13 protein-coding genes and 1 other annotated feature are annotated in these 15,478 nt (G+C 39.8%); of the genes, 9 read left to right on the forward strand and 4 right to left on the reverse strand.

Annotated features, from left to right (window positions below; translation table 11 throughout):
• The first annotated feature begins 177 nt into the window (after positions 1–177).
• From HT685_RS04990 to ezrA, 7 genes are all read left to right on the forward strand, one after another.
• Positions 178–1,107, forward strand: a complete 930-nt coding sequence (locus tag HT685_RS04990) for a peptidase U32 family protein (RefSeq protein WP_173226689.1) — start codon at positions 178–180, stop codon at positions 1,105–1,107.
• Between the two features lie 200 nt (positions 1,108–1,307).
• Positions 1,308–3,758 (forward strand): bifunctional DnaQ family exonuclease/ATP-dependent helicase, encoded by a 2,451-nt coding sequence (locus tag HT685_RS04995; RefSeq protein ID WP_173226687.1) that lies wholly within the window; start codon positions 1,308–1,310, stop codon positions 3,756–3,758.
• A 36-nt stretch (positions 3,759–3,794) separates the two neighbouring features.
• Positions 3,795–5,018 carry an FtsW/RodA/SpoVE family cell cycle protein gene (locus HT685_RS05000; RefSeq protein WP_173226685.1) on the forward strand — a complete coding sequence of 408 codons (1,224 nt, stop codon included), beginning with the start codon at positions 3,795–3,797 and terminating at the stop codon, positions 5,016–5,018.
• Positions 5,019–5,028: 10 nt separating this feature from the next.
• Positions 5,029–5,583 carry a DJ-1 family glyoxalase III gene (locus HT685_RS05005; protein WP_173226683.1) on the forward strand — a complete coding sequence of 185 codons (555 nt, stop codon included), beginning with the start codon at positions 5,029–5,031 and terminating at the stop codon, positions 5,581–5,583.
• 84 nt (positions 5,584–5,667) lie between these two features.
• Complete coding sequence (locus tag HT685_RS05010) at positions 5,668–6,231, forward strand: HAD family hydrolase (protein ID WP_173226681.1); 564 nt, start codon at positions 5,668–5,670, stop codon at positions 6,229–6,231.
• A 14-nt stretch (positions 6,232–6,245) separates the two neighbouring features.
• The gene (gene gyrB / locus HT685_RS05015) at positions 6,246–8,192 is read left to right on the forward strand and encodes a DNA topoisomerase (ATP-hydrolyzing) subunit B (protein WP_173226679.1); all 1,947 of its coding nucleotides are present in this window, start codon (positions 6,246–6,248) and stop codon (positions 8,190–8,192) included.
• An 81-nt stretch (positions 8,193–8,273) separates the two neighbouring features.
• Positions 8,274–10,001, forward strand: coding sequence for a septation ring formation regulator EzrA (gene ezrA, locus HT685_RS05020; RefSeq protein WP_173226677.1), 1,728 nt, complete (start codon positions 8,274–8,276; stop codon positions 9,999–10,001).
• Between the two features lie 185 nt (positions 10,002–10,186).
• Here ezrA and HT685_RS05025 read toward each other — a convergent pair whose 3' ends face one another.
• The 4 genes from HT685_RS05025 to HT685_RS05040 form a co-directional block, all read right to left on the reverse strand.
• The gene (locus tag HT685_RS05025) at positions 10,187–10,486 is read right to left on the reverse strand and encodes a DUF1827 family protein (RefSeq protein WP_061439313.1); all 300 of its coding nucleotides are present in this window, start codon (positions 10,484–10,486) and stop codon (positions 10,187–10,189) included.
• A 210-nt stretch (positions 10,487–10,696) separates the two neighbouring features.
• Entirely contained in the window at positions 10,697–11,149 is a 453-nt protein-coding gene (locus HT685_RS05030; protein ID WP_173226675.1) for an NUDIX hydrolase, read from the reverse strand.
• Positions 11,150–11,278: 129 nt separating this feature from the next.
• Positions 11,279–13,537: an ATP-dependent Clp protease ATP-binding subunit gene (locus HT685_RS05035; protein ID WP_173226673.1), complete on the reverse strand. Its 2,259-nt coding sequence runs from the start codon at positions 13,535–13,537 to the stop codon at positions 11,279–11,281.
• A 228-nt stretch (positions 13,538–13,765) separates the two neighbouring features.
• Positions 13,766–13,996, reverse strand: coding sequence for a DUF1797 family protein (locus HT685_RS05040; protein ID WP_000443574.1), 231 nt, complete (start codon positions 13,994–13,996; stop codon positions 13,766–13,768).
• Between the two features lie 364 nt (positions 13,997–14,360).
• Positions 14,361–14,496, forward strand: a sequence feature (ribosomal protein L10 leader region).
• Between the two features lie 38 nt (positions 14,497–14,534).
• On the opposite strand from HT685_RS05040, the gene rplJ reads away from it, so the two are divergent.
• Positions 14,535–15,035, forward strand: coding sequence for a 50S ribosomal protein L10 (rplJ, locus tag HT685_RS05045; RefSeq protein WP_001287278.1), 501 nt, complete (start codon positions 14,535–14,537; stop codon positions 15,033–15,035).
• Positions 15,036–15,109: 74 nt separating this feature from the next.
• Positions 15,110–15,478 carry a 50S ribosomal protein L7/L12 gene (rplL, locus tag HT685_RS05050; RefSeq protein ID WP_001196965.1) on the forward strand — a complete coding sequence of 123 codons (369 nt, stop codon included), beginning with the start codon at positions 15,110–15,112 and terminating at the stop codon, positions 15,476–15,478.

The following is a 15,478-nucleotide window of genomic DNA, read 5'->3' on the forward strand; positions in this document are numbered from 1 at the left end:
CAAAGCACCGCTTTGGGGTTGCAGATAAAGCTGACGTGGTTTGAAGAGTATTAGACTAATTTCCACTTTGGTAAGTCAAGTGGAAGTCACTTTGAGAAATTAGCCTGAAATAATTCCTATTTGTAAAACTCTGATAAGTCTTGGCTGATTTTCCAGAAATGTGGTATAATTTTTCTTATGGAAAAGATTATCATTACAGCAACTGCTGAAAGTATTGAACAAGTTAAACAACTGCTCGAAGCTGGCGTAGACCGTATCTATGTCGGTGAGAAAGATTTTGGCCTTCGTCTGCCAACAACCTTTAGTCATGACCAATTGCGTGAAATCGCTAATCTGGTTCATGATGCTGATAAGGAATTGATTGTTGCAGTCAATGCTCTCATGCACCAAGACATGATGGATCGTATCAAGCCCTTCCTCGATTTCTTGGAAGAAATTAAGACAGACTACATTACGATTGGGGATGCAGGTGTCTTTTACGTAGTCAACCGCGATGGTTATTCATTTAAGACCATCTACGATGCATCAACCATGGTAACTAGTAGTCGTCAGATAAACTTCTGGGGACAAAAGGCTGGCGCATCTGAGGCTGTTTTGGCGCGTGAAATTCCATCGGCTGAACTTTTCAAAATGCCAGAAATTTTGGAAATTCCTGCTGAAGTGTTGGTTTACGGTGCCAGTGTCATCCATCATTCTAAACGTCCGCTCTTGCAAAACTACTATAACTTTACGCATATCGATGATGAAAAGACTCGCAAGCGTGACCTCTTCTTGGCTGAGCCAAGTGACCCAGAGAGCCACTATTCCATTTTTGAAGACAATCATGGTACCCACATCTTTGCCAACAATGACCTCAATTTGATGACCAAATTGACAGAATTGGTGGAGCATGGTTTTACTCACTGGAAATTAGAAGGTCTCTATACACCTGGTCAGAACTTTGTTGAGATTGCAAAACTCTTTATACAAGCGCGTAGCTTGATTCAAGAGGGCAACTTTAGCCATGACCAAGCCTTCTTGCTAGATGAAGAAGTTCGCAAGTTACACCCTAAAAACCGTTTCCTTGATACAGGATTTTATGATTACGATCCTGACATGGTTAAATAAAGTAAATGATTCGTTGAGAGAAGGAAGATGCAAATATTTCTTCTCTCAATTTTTCTTATTCTCCAATATTTTCAAAAAAAATAAGTAGTCTAGGATGCTCTGTTTGCTGGGATTTTTAACACAAGTAACCTTCTTGAGTTTGAAAATTATCCTATGTTTGCAGGTGCCAAATAGCCCTTTTTTTGGTATAATTTTTTATAATGAAAACGATTGGTAATCGCTATGTTGTGGTTGATTTAGAGGCAACTAGCACAGGTAGTAAGGCTAAAATTATCCAAGTGGGAATTGTCGTGATTGAGGACGGAAAAATCGTCGATCACTATACGACGGATGTCAATCCCCATGAACCCTTGGATGCTCATATTAAAGAATTGACAGGGCTAACTGACCAACGTCTGGCGCAAGCACCTGATTTTTCGCAAGTTGCCAGAAAAATCTTTGACTTGGTGGAGGATGGGATTTTTGTAGCCCATAATGTTCAGTTTGATGCCAATCTTTTGGCGGAAAATTTATTTTTTGAAGGCTATGAACTAAAAAATCCTCGTGTTGACACGGTCGAATTGGCTCAGGTCTTTTTCCCTGAACTGGAAAAATATAGTTTGCCGATATTGTGTCGAGAATTAGGAATTCCTCTTAAACACGCTCACACAGCCCTTTCAGATGCCCAAGCCACTGCGGAATTACTCTTGTTTTTACGGGAAAAGATGGCCCAGCTTCCTAAAGGTCTCTTGGAACGCTTGCTGGAAATGGCTGACGCCCTCTTATATGAGTCCTACTTGGTTATTGAGGAAATTTATCGCAACCAATCTATCCTGACTTCTTCAGATTTGGTCCAAGTTCAAGGACTATATTTCAAGAAACTTGCAGCTCCCAATGAGCCACGAAAACTATCTCAAGATTTTTCTAAAAATATTTCTCTGTTGAACCTTGAAGTGAGGGAGGAACAAGAAAGTTTTGCTAAAGAGGTTGGCTTGCTATTGAAAGATGAGTCTGTATCTCTGATTCAAGCACCGACAGGGATTGGGAAAACTTATGGCTATCTCTTACCCGCTTTATCCCAAGTGGAAAATCGTCAGATTGTTCTTAGTGTTCCGACAAAGATTCTTCAAAATCAAATCATGGAAGAAGAAGGTAAACGTCTCAAGGAAGTGTTCCATATAGATATTCATAGTTTAAAGGGACCACACAATTATCTGAAGTTGGATGCCTTTTATCGTTCCTTGCAGGAAAATGATGAAAATCGCTTATTTAGACGCTTTAAAATGCAACTCTTGGTCTGGCTGACTGAGACAGAGACAGGAGATTTGGATGAAATCGGGCAACTCTACCGTTACCAACATTTTCTAACAGATCTTCGTCATGACGGGAATTTATCATCTCAGAGCTTATTTGTGACGGAAGATTTTTGGAAACGTAGTCAAGAAAGGGCAGAGACTTGCAAGCTTTTAGTGACCAATCATGCCTATCTTGTAACTAGACTTGAAGATAATCCTGAATTTATCAGCGACCGTTTACTGATTATTGATGAAGTCCAAAAAGTTTTGTTGGCTTTAGAAAATCTACTTCAAGAGACCTACGATATCCAGTCTATTGTCGATTTGCTTGATAAGACTTTACTGGAGGAGCAAAATAAGATCCAACAACGAATACTAGAAAGTATTCGCTTTGAGTGCCTCTACTTGATCGAACAATTTCAGTCTGGAAAATCTAGGAAAAATATCTTAGATTCTCTTGCAAATCTACATCAGTATTTTTCAGAATTAGAAGTAGAAGGCTTTGAGGAGCTGGTTCGCTATTTTACAGCTGAAGGTGATTACTGGCTCGAAACAACTGAAACGAGTCAAAAGAAAATTCAGATTTCTTCTACGAAATCAGGTCGTATTCTTCTGTCCTCTTTAGTTCCTGAGAGTTGCCAAGTCTTGGGAGTATCGGCTACTCTTGAGATTAGTCAGAGAGTTTCTTTGGCCGACCTTTTAGGCTATCCTGAAGCCAAATTTGTCAAGATTGAAGCTCGTAGAAAACAGGACCAAGAAGTGGTCTTGGTCAAAGATTTTCCTCTAGTAACAGAAACTTCCTTAGAAGTCTATGCCAAGGAGGTAGCTGATTTGCTGATGGGAGTTCAAGCTTTCCAACAACCGATTTTGGCTCTCTTTACTGCCAAAGACATGCTTCTAGCAGTATCGGATTTACTTCCAGTTAGCCATCTGTCCCAGTATAAAAATGGCGATGTTCATCAACTGAAGAAACGCTTTGAAAAAGGAGAACAACAAATATTGCTTGGTGCAGCAAGTTTCTGGGAGGGAGTTGATTTTTCAAGTCATCCTTTTGTGATTCAAGTTGTACCAAGACTTCCTTTCCAAAATCCTCAAGAGCCCTTGACGAAAAAGATCAATAAGGAACTAATTCAAGAAGGGAAAAATGCCTTTTATGATTATCAATTGCCAATGGCCATTATTCGTTTAAAACAGGCTTTGGGAAGAAGTATGAGACGTGAACACCAACGTTCCTTAACTCTTATTTTGGATAGGAGAATTGTCGGAAAACGATATGGTAAGCAAATAGTGACTTCTCTAGCAAAAGAAGCGACTGTTAAAACCGTCTCTCGATCCGAAGTTGATGAAGCTGTTGATAATTTTTTAAATGAACTTTGATAAATAGTATTGTATGAAAGTATAAGGTTAGTGTATATGAAACGTTCTCTCGACTCTAGAGTCGATTATAGTTTGCTCTTGCCAGTATTTTTTCTACTGGTCATCGGTGTGGTGGCTATCTATATAGCCGTTAGTCATGATTATCCAAATAATATTCTGCCCATTTTAGGGCAGCAGGTCGCCTGGATCACCTTGGGGCTTGTGATTGGTTTTATCGTCATGCTCTTTAATACAGAATTTCTTTGGAAAGTGACTCCCTTTCTGTATATTTTAGGCTTGGGACTTATGGTCTTGCCGATTGTCTTTTATAATCCAAGCTTAGTTGCATCAACGGGTGCCAAAAACTGGGTATCGGTAAATGGTATCACCTTGTTCCAGCCGTCAGAATTTATGAAGATATCCTATATCCTCATGTTGGCTCGTGTCATTGTCCAATTTACCAAAAAACATAAGGAATGGAGACGCACGGTTCCGCTGGACTTTTTGTTAATTTTTTGGATGATTCTCTTTACTATTCCAGTCCTAGTTCTTTTAGCACTTCAAAGTGACTTAGGGACGGCTTTGGTTTTTGTAGCCATTTTCTCAGGAATCGTTTTATTATCAGGGGTTTCTTGGAAAATTATTATCCCAGTATTTGTGACTGCTGTAACAGGAGTTGCTGGTTTCTTAGCCATCTTTATTAGCAAGGACGGACGAGCTTTTCTTCACCAGATTGGAATGCCGACCTACCAAATCAATCGGATCTTGGCTTGGCTCAATCCCTTTGAGTTTGCCCAAACAACGACTTACCAGCAGGCTCAAGGGCAGATTGCCATTGGGAGTGGTGGCTTATTTGGTCAGGGATTTAATGCTTCGAATCTGCTTATCCCAGTTCGAGAGTCAGACATGATTTTTACGGTTATTGCAGAAGATTTTGGCTTTATTGGCTCTGTCCTTGTTATCGCCCTTTATCTCATGTTGATTTATCGTATGTTGAAGATTACTCTCAAATCAAATAACCAGTTCTACACCTATATTTCCACAGGTTTGATTATGATGTTGCTCTTCCACATCTTTGAAAATATCGGTGCTGTGACGGGCTTGCTTCCTTTGACCGGGATTCCACTGCCTTTTATTTCGCAAGGGGGATCGGCTATTATCAGTAACTTGATCGGTGTTGGCTTGCTTTTATCGATGAGTTACCAGACAAATCTAGCTGAAGAAAAGAGTGGAAAAGTCCCATTCAAACGGAAAAAGGTTGTATTAAAACAAATTAAATAAGGAGAAAATCATGGTAACAGTAGCAGTTATGTTGGCTCAGGGCTTTGAAGAAATTGAAGCTTTGACAGTTGTGGATGTCTTGCGTCGGGCAAATATTACTTGTGATATGGTTGGTTTTGAAAAGCAAGTAACGGGTTCGCATGAAATCCAAGTAAGAGCAGATCGTGTCTTTGATGGAGATTTATCAGACTATGATATGATTGTCCTTCCTGGCGGAATGCCTGGTTCTGCACATTTGCGTGATAATCAGGCTTTGATTCAAGAATTGCAAAATTTCGAACAAGAAGGGAAGAAACTGGCGGCCATTTGTGCGGCACCAATTGCCCTCAATCAAGCTGGAGTATTGAAAAACAAGCAGTACACTTGTTATGACGGCGTTCAAGAGCAAATTCTTGATGGTCACTACGTCAAGGAAACAGTAGTGGTAGATGGTCAGTTGACAACCAGTCGAGGCCCTTCGACAGCTCTTGCCTTTGCCTACGAGTTGGTGGAGCAACTAGGAGGAGACGCAGAGACTTTACGAACAGGAATGCTCTATCGAGATGTCTTTGGTAAAAATCAGTAAAACGGGAGTTATTCTCTCGTTTTTTATGTGGAAAAATCAGGGAAATCATCGCTTTTTTCATAAAAAAATGCTATAATGAAGGGTATGAAATATCACGATTATATCTGGGATTTAGGTGGAACTTTACTGGATAATTATGAAACTTCAACAGCTGCATTTGTTGAAACATTGGCACTGTATGGCATCACACAAGACCATGACAGTGTTTATCAGGCTTTAAAGGTTTCTACTGATTTTGCGATTGAGACATTCGCTCCCAACTTAGAGCATTTTTTAGAAAAATACAAGGAAAATGAAGCCAGAGAGCTAGAACACCCGATTTTATTTGAAGGAGTTTCTGACTTATTGGAAGATATTTCAAAACAAGATGGGCGTCATTTTTTGGTCTCTCATCGAAATAATCAGGTCTTAGAAATTTTAGAAAAAACTTCTATAGCAACCTATTTTACAGAAGTGGTGACTTCTAGCTCAGGCTTTAAGAGAAAACCAAGTCCAGAGTCCATGATTTATTTAAGAGAAAAATATCAAATTAGTTCAGGTCTTGTCATTGGTGATCGACCGATTGATATCGAAGCAGGTCAATCTGCAGGACTAGCTACCCACTTGTTTACCAGTATCGTGAATTTAAGACAAGTATTAGACATATAAGAAAAAGGAATAAGATGACAGAAGAAATCAAAAATCTGCAGGCACAGGATTATGATGCCAGTCAAATTCAAGTTTTAGAGGGCTTAGAGGCTGTTCGGATGCGTCCAGGGATGTATATCGGGTCAACTTCAAAAGAAGGTCTTCACCATCTAGTCTGGGAAATTGTTGATAACTCAATTGATGAGGCCCTGGCAGGATTTGCCAGCCATATTCAAGTTTTTATTGAGCCAGATGATTCGATTACTGTTGTCGATGATGGGCGTGGTATCCCAGTCGATATTCAGGAAAAAACAGGCCGTCCTGCTGTTGAGACCGTCTTTACAGTCCTTCACGCTGGAGGAAAGTTCGGCGGTGGCGGATACAAGGTTTCAGGTGGTCTTCACGGAGTAGGGTCATCAGTCGTTAATGCTCTTTCCACTCAATTAGACGTCCATGTCCACAAAAACGGTAAGATTCATTACCAAGAATACCGTCGTGGTCATGTTGTCGCAGACCTTGAGGTGGTTGGGAATACAGATAGAACTGGAACAACGGTTCACTTCACACCAGATCCAGAAATCTTTACTGAAACAACAACCTTTGATTTTGATAAATTAAATAAACGGATTCAAGAGTTGGCCTTTCTAAATCGCGGTCTTCAAATCTCCATCACAGATAAGCGCCAAGGTTTGGAACAAACCAAGCATTACCATTATGAAGGTGGGATTGCTAGTTACGTTGAATATATCAATGAGAATAAGGATGTTATCTTTGATACACCAATTTACACAGATGGTGAGATGGATGATATCACAGTTGAGGTAGCCATGCAGTACACAACTGGTTACCATGAAAATGTCATGAGTTTCGCCAATAATATTCATACACATGAAGGTGGAACGCATGAACAAGGTTTCCGTACAGCTTTGACTCGTGTTATCAACGATTATGCTCGTAAGAATAAGTTACTGAAAGACAATGAAGACAACCTAACTGGGGAAGATGTCCGCGAAGGATTAACTGCAGTTATCTCAGTTAAACACCCAAATCCACAGTTTGAAGGACAAACTAAGACAAAACTGGGGAATAGCGAAGTGGTCAAGATTACCAATCGCCTCTTCAGTGAAGCCTTCTCCGATTTCCTCATGGAAAATCCACAGATTGCCAAACGTATCGTGGAAAAAGGGATTTTGGCTGCTAAGGCTCGTGTGGCTGCCAAGCGTGCGCGTGAAGTTACTCGTAAAAAATCTGGTTTGGAAATTTCCAACCTTCCAGGGAAACTAGCAGACTGTTCTTCTAATAACCCTGCTGAAACAGAACTCTTCATCGTCGAAGGAGACTCAGCTGGTGGATCAGCCAAATCTGGTCGTAACCGTGAGTTTCAGGCTATCCTTCCAATTCGCGGTAAGATTTTGAACGTTGAAAAAGCAAGTATGGATAAGATTCTTGCTAACGAAGAAATTCGTAGTCTTTTCACAGCCATGGGAACAGGATTTGGCGCAGAATTTGATGTTTCGAAAGCCCGTTACCAAAAACTCGTTTTGATGACCGATGCCGATGTCGATGGAGCCCACATTCGTACCCTTCTTTTGACCTTGATTTATCGTTATATGAAACCAATCCTAGAAGCTGGTTATGTTTATATTGCCCAACCACCAATCTATGGTGTCAAGGTTGGAAGCGAGATTAAAGAATATATTCAGCCAGGAGCAGATCAAGAAATTAAACTCCAAGAAGCCTTGGCTCGCCATAGTGAAGGACGTGCCAAACCAACCATTCAGCGTTATAAAGGTCTGGGTGAAATGGATGATCACCAATTATGGGAAACAACCATGGATCCCGAACATCGCTTGATGGCCAGAGTTTCTGTGGACGATGCTGCAGAAGCAGATAAAATCTTTGATATGTTGATGGGGGATCGAGTAGAACCTCGTCGTGAGTTTATCGAAGAAAATGCTGTCTATAGCACGTTGGATGTCTAAAAAATTGGGAGAAGTAGTTCCCTTGGTCTAAAAAATATGATATAATCATTACGATTGTTTCAAGTAAAAAAGGAGTTTGATATGTCTAATGGACAACTAATTTATTTAATGGTTGCAATTGCAGTCATTTTAGTTCTGGCTTATGTAGTGGCAATCTTTCTACGTAAGCGAAACGAGGGAAGATTAGAGGCGCTAGAAGAAAGAAAAGAAGAACTATACAATCTTCCAGTAAATGATGAAGTAGAAGCTGTAAAAAATATGCACTTGATTGGACAAAGTCAAGTGGCTTTCCGTGAATGGAATCAAAAATGGGTCGATTTATCTCTCAACTCTTTTGCCGATATTGAAAATAATCTCTTTGAAGCAGAAGGCTATAACCATTCATTTCGTTTTCTCAAGGCCAGTCATCAAATTGACCAAATTGAGAGTCAAATTACTTTGATTGAAGAAGATATTGCTGAAATTCGCAATGCTTTGGCAGACTTAGAGAAGCAAGAATCTAAAAATAGTGGTCGTGTTCTTCATACTTTGGATTTATTTGAGGAACTTCAGCATAGAGTTGCTGAAAATTCAGAACAGTATGGTCAAGCCTTGGATGAAATTGAAAAACAATTAGAAAATATCCAATCTGAATTTTCACAATTTGTAACCTTGAATTCATCGGGTGACCCAGTAGAAGCTGCTGTGATTTTGGATAATGCTGAAAATCATATCTTGGCTTTGACACATATTGTTGATCGTATACCAGCAATTGTAACAACATTATCTAAAGACCTACCAGATCAACTAGAAGATTTAGAAGATGGTTATCGTAAGCTCTTAGATGCTAATTATCATTTTGTTGAAACGGATATTGAAGCGCGTTTCCACTTGCTTTATGAAGCATTCAAGAAAAACCAAGAGAATATTCGTCAGTTGGAATTGGATAATGCCGAATATGAGAATGGACAGGCACAAGAGGAAATCAATGCCTTGTATGATATTTTTACTCGAGAAATTGCTGCTCAGAAAGTAGTGGAAAATCTACTTGCAACTCTTCCAACTTACCTTCAACATATGAAAGAGAATAATACTTTATTGGGAGAAGATATTGCACGTTTGAGCAAGACCTATTTACTTCCTGAGACAGCTGCAAGCCATGTTCGTCGTATTCAGACAGAATTAGAGAGTTTTGAGGCAGCTATTGTTGAGGTAACTTCAAATCAAGAAGAACCAACCCAAGCTTATTCAATTCTTGAAGAAAATCTTGAGGATTTACAAACTCAACTAAAAGATATTGAAGATGAGCAAATTTCAGTTAGTGAGCGCCTGACACAAATTGAGAAAGATGATATCAATGCACGTCAAAAGGCCAATGTTTATGTCAATCGTCTCCATACTATCAAGCGATACATGGAAAAACGCAATCTGCCAGGTATTCCACAAACTTTCTTGAAGTTATTCTTTACGGCAAGCAATAATACCGAGGATTTAATGGTTGAGTTAGAACAAAAAATGATTAACATTGAATCTGTTACCCGAGTTCTTGAAATTGCAACGAATGATATGGAAGCTTTAGAAACGGAAACTTATAATATTGTACAATATGCAACTTTGACAGAACAATTATTACAATATTCTAACCGCTATCGCTCATTTGATGAACGCATTCAAGAAGCATTTAACGAAGCTTTAGATATTTTTGAAAAAGAATTTGATTATCACGCTTCATTTGACAAGATTTCTCAAGCATTGGAAGTGGCAGAGCCTGGTGTAACCAATCGCTTTGTTACCTCATATGAGAAAACACGTGAAACGATTCGTTTTTAATAAAAGAAAAAGATTTGATTGTGTGAGAAACAGAATCAAATCTTTTTCTATAGTAATATCATGAGCAAAAGAATTCAAAATGATAAAAACGCATAATAGCGGGTTTAGGAACTCTTGCTACTATGCGTTTTATTATGGAAAGACTTATTGGACTTTCTCTCAAATCGAGTTTTTACTCAAGTTCTTTATTTGATTGGAATTGAAATTCCAATCAATTTTTCTGAGTAGAGTGTCTTGATATTGGCCTCATCAATAGATTCCTTATCAATTTTACGTTTCAAGAAAAATTCTTGAATGGTTTCGATTTCAGGCTCACGAATAGCACGGTGTTTATTTGAGATGAGGATTTCATAGTGAAGCGGAGCTTGGGTAAAAATAACATCTGTATTCCCTGCAGAATAAACCTCAACAAGGGTTGCATCGGTACTTTCTAGCTGACTTTTTACAAGTTGCGAGTGTGAGTTTGTCGTATTGATAAGCTTCATAATATTTCCTCCGATTTTCTAATTCTATTATAGCACTTTTTGAATAAAGTCGCTTGATTTATACTCAATGAAAATCAAAGAGCAAACTAGGAAGCTAGCCGCGGGTTGCTCAAAACACAGTTTTGAGACTGTAGATAAGACTGACGAAGTCAGTGACCATATCTAAGGTAAGGCGACGCTGACGTAGTTTGAAGAGATTTTCGAAGAGTATTAGTCAATCTTATGCTGTTTTTTCCAAGATTGGATGGCCCATTTATGACTACCACGTTTGAGATTTTCAATAGCCTCGTCAATAGGGAACCAAGCAATATGATTAAAGTCTTCTAGTGGTTTTTGAACTTCTTTGAAAGAAGTCGCTTCATAGAGGTAGGCAGGATTGTAGTAGTAGGTGTCACGATGACGAGAGTAGAAATATTCGTCAGCTTGTCCGTAATAAGTACCAATTTCAGCTGTGAAACCAAGCTCTTCAATCAATTCACGCTTTAGGGCTTCCTGATGATTTTCACCTGATTCAATTTCGCCACCCGGTAAGAACCAAGCACCATTAGGAGCTTGAACTAAAACTATTTGTTTTTGTTCAGCGTCTGGAATAACTGCATATACACCGTAACGTGAAACATAGTCTGTATTCGCTTTTTTTTCTCCGAAAGTTGGGTTTGCCATTGCATTTTCCTCATTATCTAGTATCGTTATTATTATCATAATGGACAAAGGGCAAGCTGTCAAGAACTTATAGTTATTTTAGTAAAAAAGAGCAGAAAATTTTCATTTTCTACTCCTTTTCTATAGGATTTATACTTCTTTTTCAGAAGTTTTTACTTCAGCTTTTTTGGCAGATTTGATTTGAATGTTGCCCTTGCTGGTCATAACTGCCTTGAGGTCTTTTTCGCTTGGATTTTCAAGGTAGTAATCAGTGATTGCGTCCTCAATATAGTCTTGAATAGTGCGGCGAAGTGGGCGTGCTCCCATTTTTGGATCATAACCGAGGTCAACCAATTTTTCCTTGACCTTGTCTGTCACATCGAGATGGATATTGTTGCTAGAGAGGCGCTTGTTAACATCTGCTAGCATGAGCTCGACAATCTGAAGGAGATTATCCTTGCTGAGAGATTTGAACTCGATAATGCCATCAAAACGGTTCATAAACTCTGGGCTAAAGAAGTTACCGAGTTCACCGAGAACAGAGTTGGTACGTCCTTCGCGAGCTGCCCCAAAACCAACGCTGGCTTCGGCCTTACCTGTACCTGCATTTGAAGTCATGATGATGATTGTGTCCTTGAAGCTAACGGTACGTCCTTGCCCATCTGTCAAACGACCATCGTCTAAGACCTGAAGGAACATGTGCATAACATCAGGATGGGCTTTTTCCACTTCATCCAGGAGAATAAGAGAGTAGGGATTACGACGGATTTTTTCAGTTAATTGCCCAGCCTCATCGTAGCCAACATAACCTGGAGGGGCGCCGACCAACTTAGCTACGCTGTGTTTTTCCATGTATTCACTCATGTCAAAGCGAATCATGCTGTCAGCAGAACCAAAGAGTTCGATAGCTAGTTGTTTGGAAAGTTCTGTCTTACCGACACCAGTTGGTCCGACAAAGAGGAAGCTTCCAATTGGGCGGTTAGGGGTACCAAGTCCGACACGATTCCGGCGAATAGCCTTGGCAATCTTATCGACTGCATCATCCTGCCCAATAACATGAGACTTGAGATCTTCGGCTAGATGGATGAGTTGAGATTGTTCTTTCTCTTTCAAATCGCCAACAGGGATATTGGTTTTCTGCTCGATAATGTGCTCAATGGTTTTCTCACTGATGATAGGAGTATCTTGGTCTGTGACCTTTTTCTTTTGCATTTCCTTATATTTGGCAATCTGATCGCGGAAATAGGCGGCCTTCTCAAAATCTTCCTCCCGTGTAGCTTGAGATTTGAGATTTTCAGCCTCAATCAAGCGCTGATCAATGACTTTAGGGTCTACAAAATTCAAGGTCAAATTCATCTTGGAACCAGCTTCATCTAGGAGGTCAATGGCCTTGTCAGGTAAGAAGCGATCTTGGATGTAACGATTGGAAAGAGTTGCAGCTGCTTCAATTGCAGCATCGGTATACTGAACATGGTGGTAGTCTTCGTATTTCTTTTGAATTCCTTTGAGGATAATGATTGTTTCGTCCACCGTTGGTTCGTCGACTTTGACAGGCTGCATACGACGCTCTAGGGCAGCATCCTTTTCAATGATACGGTATTCATTGAGAGTAGTAGCGCCGACCAGTTGCAGTTCCCCACGAGCAAGGGCTGGCTTGAGGATATTTCCTGCATCCATATTGCCATCGCCTGCAGAACCAGCACCGACAATTTCATGGATTTCATCGATAAAGAGGATGATGTCCTCACGTTTGCGAATTTCTTCCATGAGTTTTTGCATGCGTTCTTCAAATTGTCCACGAATACCCGTTCCTTGAACTAAGCTAACCACATCCAGACGGATGACTTGTTTACCTTGGAGTTTATGTGGAACATCGCCATCAACGATTTTCTGAGCTAGGCCTTCGACAACGGCCGTTTTTCCGACACCAGGTTCACCGATAAGAACAGGATTATTCTTGGTTCTACGATTGAGAATCTCGATGACACGGATAATCTCATCGTCGCGCCCAATAACGGGATCAATGTCTCCACGACGGGCAATCTCAGTTACGTTGATACCAAATTCTTCCAGCAGCCCTTTTTCTTGGCTAGGTGGCGGAGTTTGAGTGGATCCACGATTTTGGGAACCATAACCGCCGTTTCCACCGTAACCTCCACCTGATTGGGTTGGGGGAATAGGAGGAGTGTTGTTAGAAGGTCTGAAATTGTTTAGATCATTGAAGAAATCACCAAAGGGATCAAAGTCACGATTGTTCAGATCCGTCATACCTTTGAAGAGGCTATTGTTAGGATCTGTTTTGATAATCTTATAGCAGTTTTGACAGAGGTCAATTTGTTTTTGCTTTCCATTAAGATTGGTATAAAGATGAATTGTTGAGTCATTGATTTTACAGTTTTGACAAAGCATACATCTACCTCATTTCTTTCTTTAGCTTGACCTGTTTAAAGGTCAAAAATAGTCAAATTCTATACTCTCATTATAACAGGATTGGGGTGTAAAGCAAGTAAAAAGATTGCAGCTTTGAGAAGTTGTTACAATGAAGATCTTTGTGAATTTGGACTATAAAAAAATCCTATTTGTGAGACAAAAAGGATTTTGGTTAGACATGCAGGGACAATCCCAGCTTGTTTTAGATTAGTAGAGGAGTTCGTAAATCTCCATTGCAATTAAGTCAATGCTGTCAAAAGTATATGTTTCGCGAGCTTCTACATCACGAAGGGTAAAGATTGAGCCGTTTTCTTCGTCGTGGCTGTACGCAACTTCTGCAACAACAACTCCTTCGCGTTCAAAATTACGTTTTAAATTTCCGCCATCGTTTGCCATTGCTTCAAGGCGGTTGATGATTCTAACCAAATGTGATTCCATTTTGATTCTCCTTCATTTCTTATCGTTACTATTTTACCATAAAGGAGGCCAACTTGACTAGAAAAAAACTAAGATTTCTCGCTAATTCTGCTAGTTGCTAACTTTTCAAAGTAACTTCCACTTGACTTGCCGAAGTGGAAATTAGTCTAAAACGGATTTTTATGGTGGAATTAAGTGTGAGATGTTTGAGTTAGAAATGAGGTCCGAAAAGTCTCAGACTTAATTTAAGCATCATTCGTCGTCTGAGACTAACTTCCAGTTTTGGGAGAGAGGTGGAAGTTACTTTGAGAAGTTACGTCACGAAAAAGTTTAAAAAAAGTTTGCAAAAATCTTGCATTCTTTTTTTGACTATGCTATACTTATATACGGTTTGAAAAAACTGCCTAAGACAGTAGGGGAGTTCGACTCATAAGGATCCTACCGAGGACAAAACGTATCATGTAAAAAGAAGCGTATTGTACTTTCGTGTCTAGGTTTGGGCGCGTTTTTCTTTTGAAAAATTTCCCCAAGCAAAATAATTACGGAGGTGAACACACTAATGAGTGAAGCAATTATTGCTAAAAAAGCGGAACTAGTTGACGTAGTAGCTGAAAAAATGAAAGCTGCTGCATCTATCGTCGTTGTTGACGCTCGTGGTTTGACAGTTGAGCAAGATACAGTTCTTCGTCGTGAGCTTCGTGGAAGCGAAGTTGAGTACAAAGTTATTAAAAACTCAATCTTGCGTCGTGCAGCTGAAAAAGCTGGTCTTGAAGATCTTGCATCTGTATTTGTTGGACCATCTGCAGTAGCATTTTCTAACGAAGATGTTATCGCACCAGCGAAAATCTTGAACGACTTTTCTAAAAACGCTGAAGCACTTGAAATCAAAGGTGGTGCAATCGAAGGCGCTGTCGCATCTAAAGAAGAGATTCTTGCTCTAGCAACTCTTCCAAATCGCGAAGGACTTCTTTCTATGCTCCTTTCTGTACTTCAAGCGCCAGTGCGCAACGTTGCTCTTGCAGTCAAAGCGGTTGCAGAAAGCAAAGAAGACGCAGCTTAATCTTAAGCTACGCATCGTAGCCTAGCTACGAAAAATCTATTATAAATTTAAAAACATATTTGGAGGAAATAACAATGGCATTGAACATTGAAAACATTATTGCTGAAATTAAAGAAGCTTCAATCCTTGAATTGAACGACCTTGTAAAAGCTATCGAAGAAGAATTTGGTGTAACTGCAGCTGCTCCTGTAGCTGTTGCTGCAGCTGGTGCTGCTGACGCTGGTGCTGCTAAAGATTCATTCGACGTTGAATTGACATCTGCAGGCGACAAAAAAGTTGGCGTTATCAAAGTTGTACGTGAAATCACAGGTCTTGGACTTAAAGAAGCTAAAGAACTTGTTGACGGTGCACCAGCACTTGTTAAAGAAGGCGTTGCAACTGCAGAAGCTGAAGAAATCAAAGCTAAATTGGAAGAAGCTGGAGCTTCAGTTACTCTTAAATAA

The organism is Streptococcus sp. 5004 (assembly GCF_013276755.1).
In the GTDB taxonomy this organism is placed as follows: domain Bacteria; phylum Bacillota; class Bacilli; order Lactobacillales; family Streptococcaceae; genus Streptococcus.

What these genes read in the sequence shown, in the direction of transcription:
- HT685_RS04990 (WP_173226689.1), top strand. Translation starts at nt 178, where the DNA reads ATGGAAAAGATTATCATTACAGCAACTGCTGAAAGTATTGAACAAGTT.
- HT685_RS04995 (WP_173226687.1), top strand. Translation starts at nt 1,308, where the DNA reads ATGAAAACGATTGGTAATCGCTATGTTGTGGTTGATTTAGAGGCAACT.
- HT685_RS05000 (WP_173226685.1), top strand. Translation starts at nt 3,795, where the DNA reads ATGAAACGTTCTCTCGACTCTAGAGTCGATTATAGTTTGCTCTTGCCA.
- HT685_RS05005 (WP_173226683.1), top strand. Translation starts at nt 5,029, where the DNA reads ATGGTAACAGTAGCAGTTATGTTGGCTCAGGGCTTTGAAGAAATTGAA.
- HT685_RS05010 (WP_173226681.1), top strand. Translation starts at nt 5,668, where the DNA reads ATGAAATATCACGATTATATCTGGGATTTAGGTGGAACTTTACTGGAT.
- gyrB (WP_173226679.1), top strand. Translation starts at nt 6,246, where the DNA reads ATGACAGAAGAAATCAAAAATCTGCAGGCACAGGATTATGATGCCAGT.
- ezrA (WP_173226677.1), top strand. Translation starts at nt 8,274, where the DNA reads ATGTCTAATGGACAACTAATTTATTTAATGGTTGCAATTGCAGTCATT.
- HT685_RS05025 (WP_061439313.1), bottom strand. Translation starts at nt 10,486, where the DNA reads ATGAAGCTTATCAATACGACAAACTCACACTCGCAACTTGTAAAAAGT.
- HT685_RS05030 (WP_173226675.1), bottom strand. Translation starts at nt 11,149, where the DNA reads ATGGCAAACCCAACTTTCGGAGAAAAAAAAGCGAATACAGACTATGTT.
- HT685_RS05035 (WP_173226673.1), bottom strand. Translation starts at nt 13,537, where the DNA reads ATGCTTTGTCAAAACTGTAAAATCAATGACTCAACAATTCATCTTTAT.
- HT685_RS05040 (WP_000443574.1), bottom strand. Translation starts at nt 13,996, where the DNA reads ATGGAATCACATTTGGTTAGAATCATCAACCGCCTTGAAGCAATGGCA.
- rplJ (WP_001287278.1), top strand. Translation starts at nt 14,535, where the DNA reads ATGAGTGAAGCAATTATTGCTAAAAAAGCGGAACTAGTTGACGTAGTA.
- rplL (WP_001196965.1), top strand. Translation starts at nt 15,110, where the DNA reads ATGGCATTGAACATTGAAAACATTATTGCTGAAATTAAAGAAGCTTCA.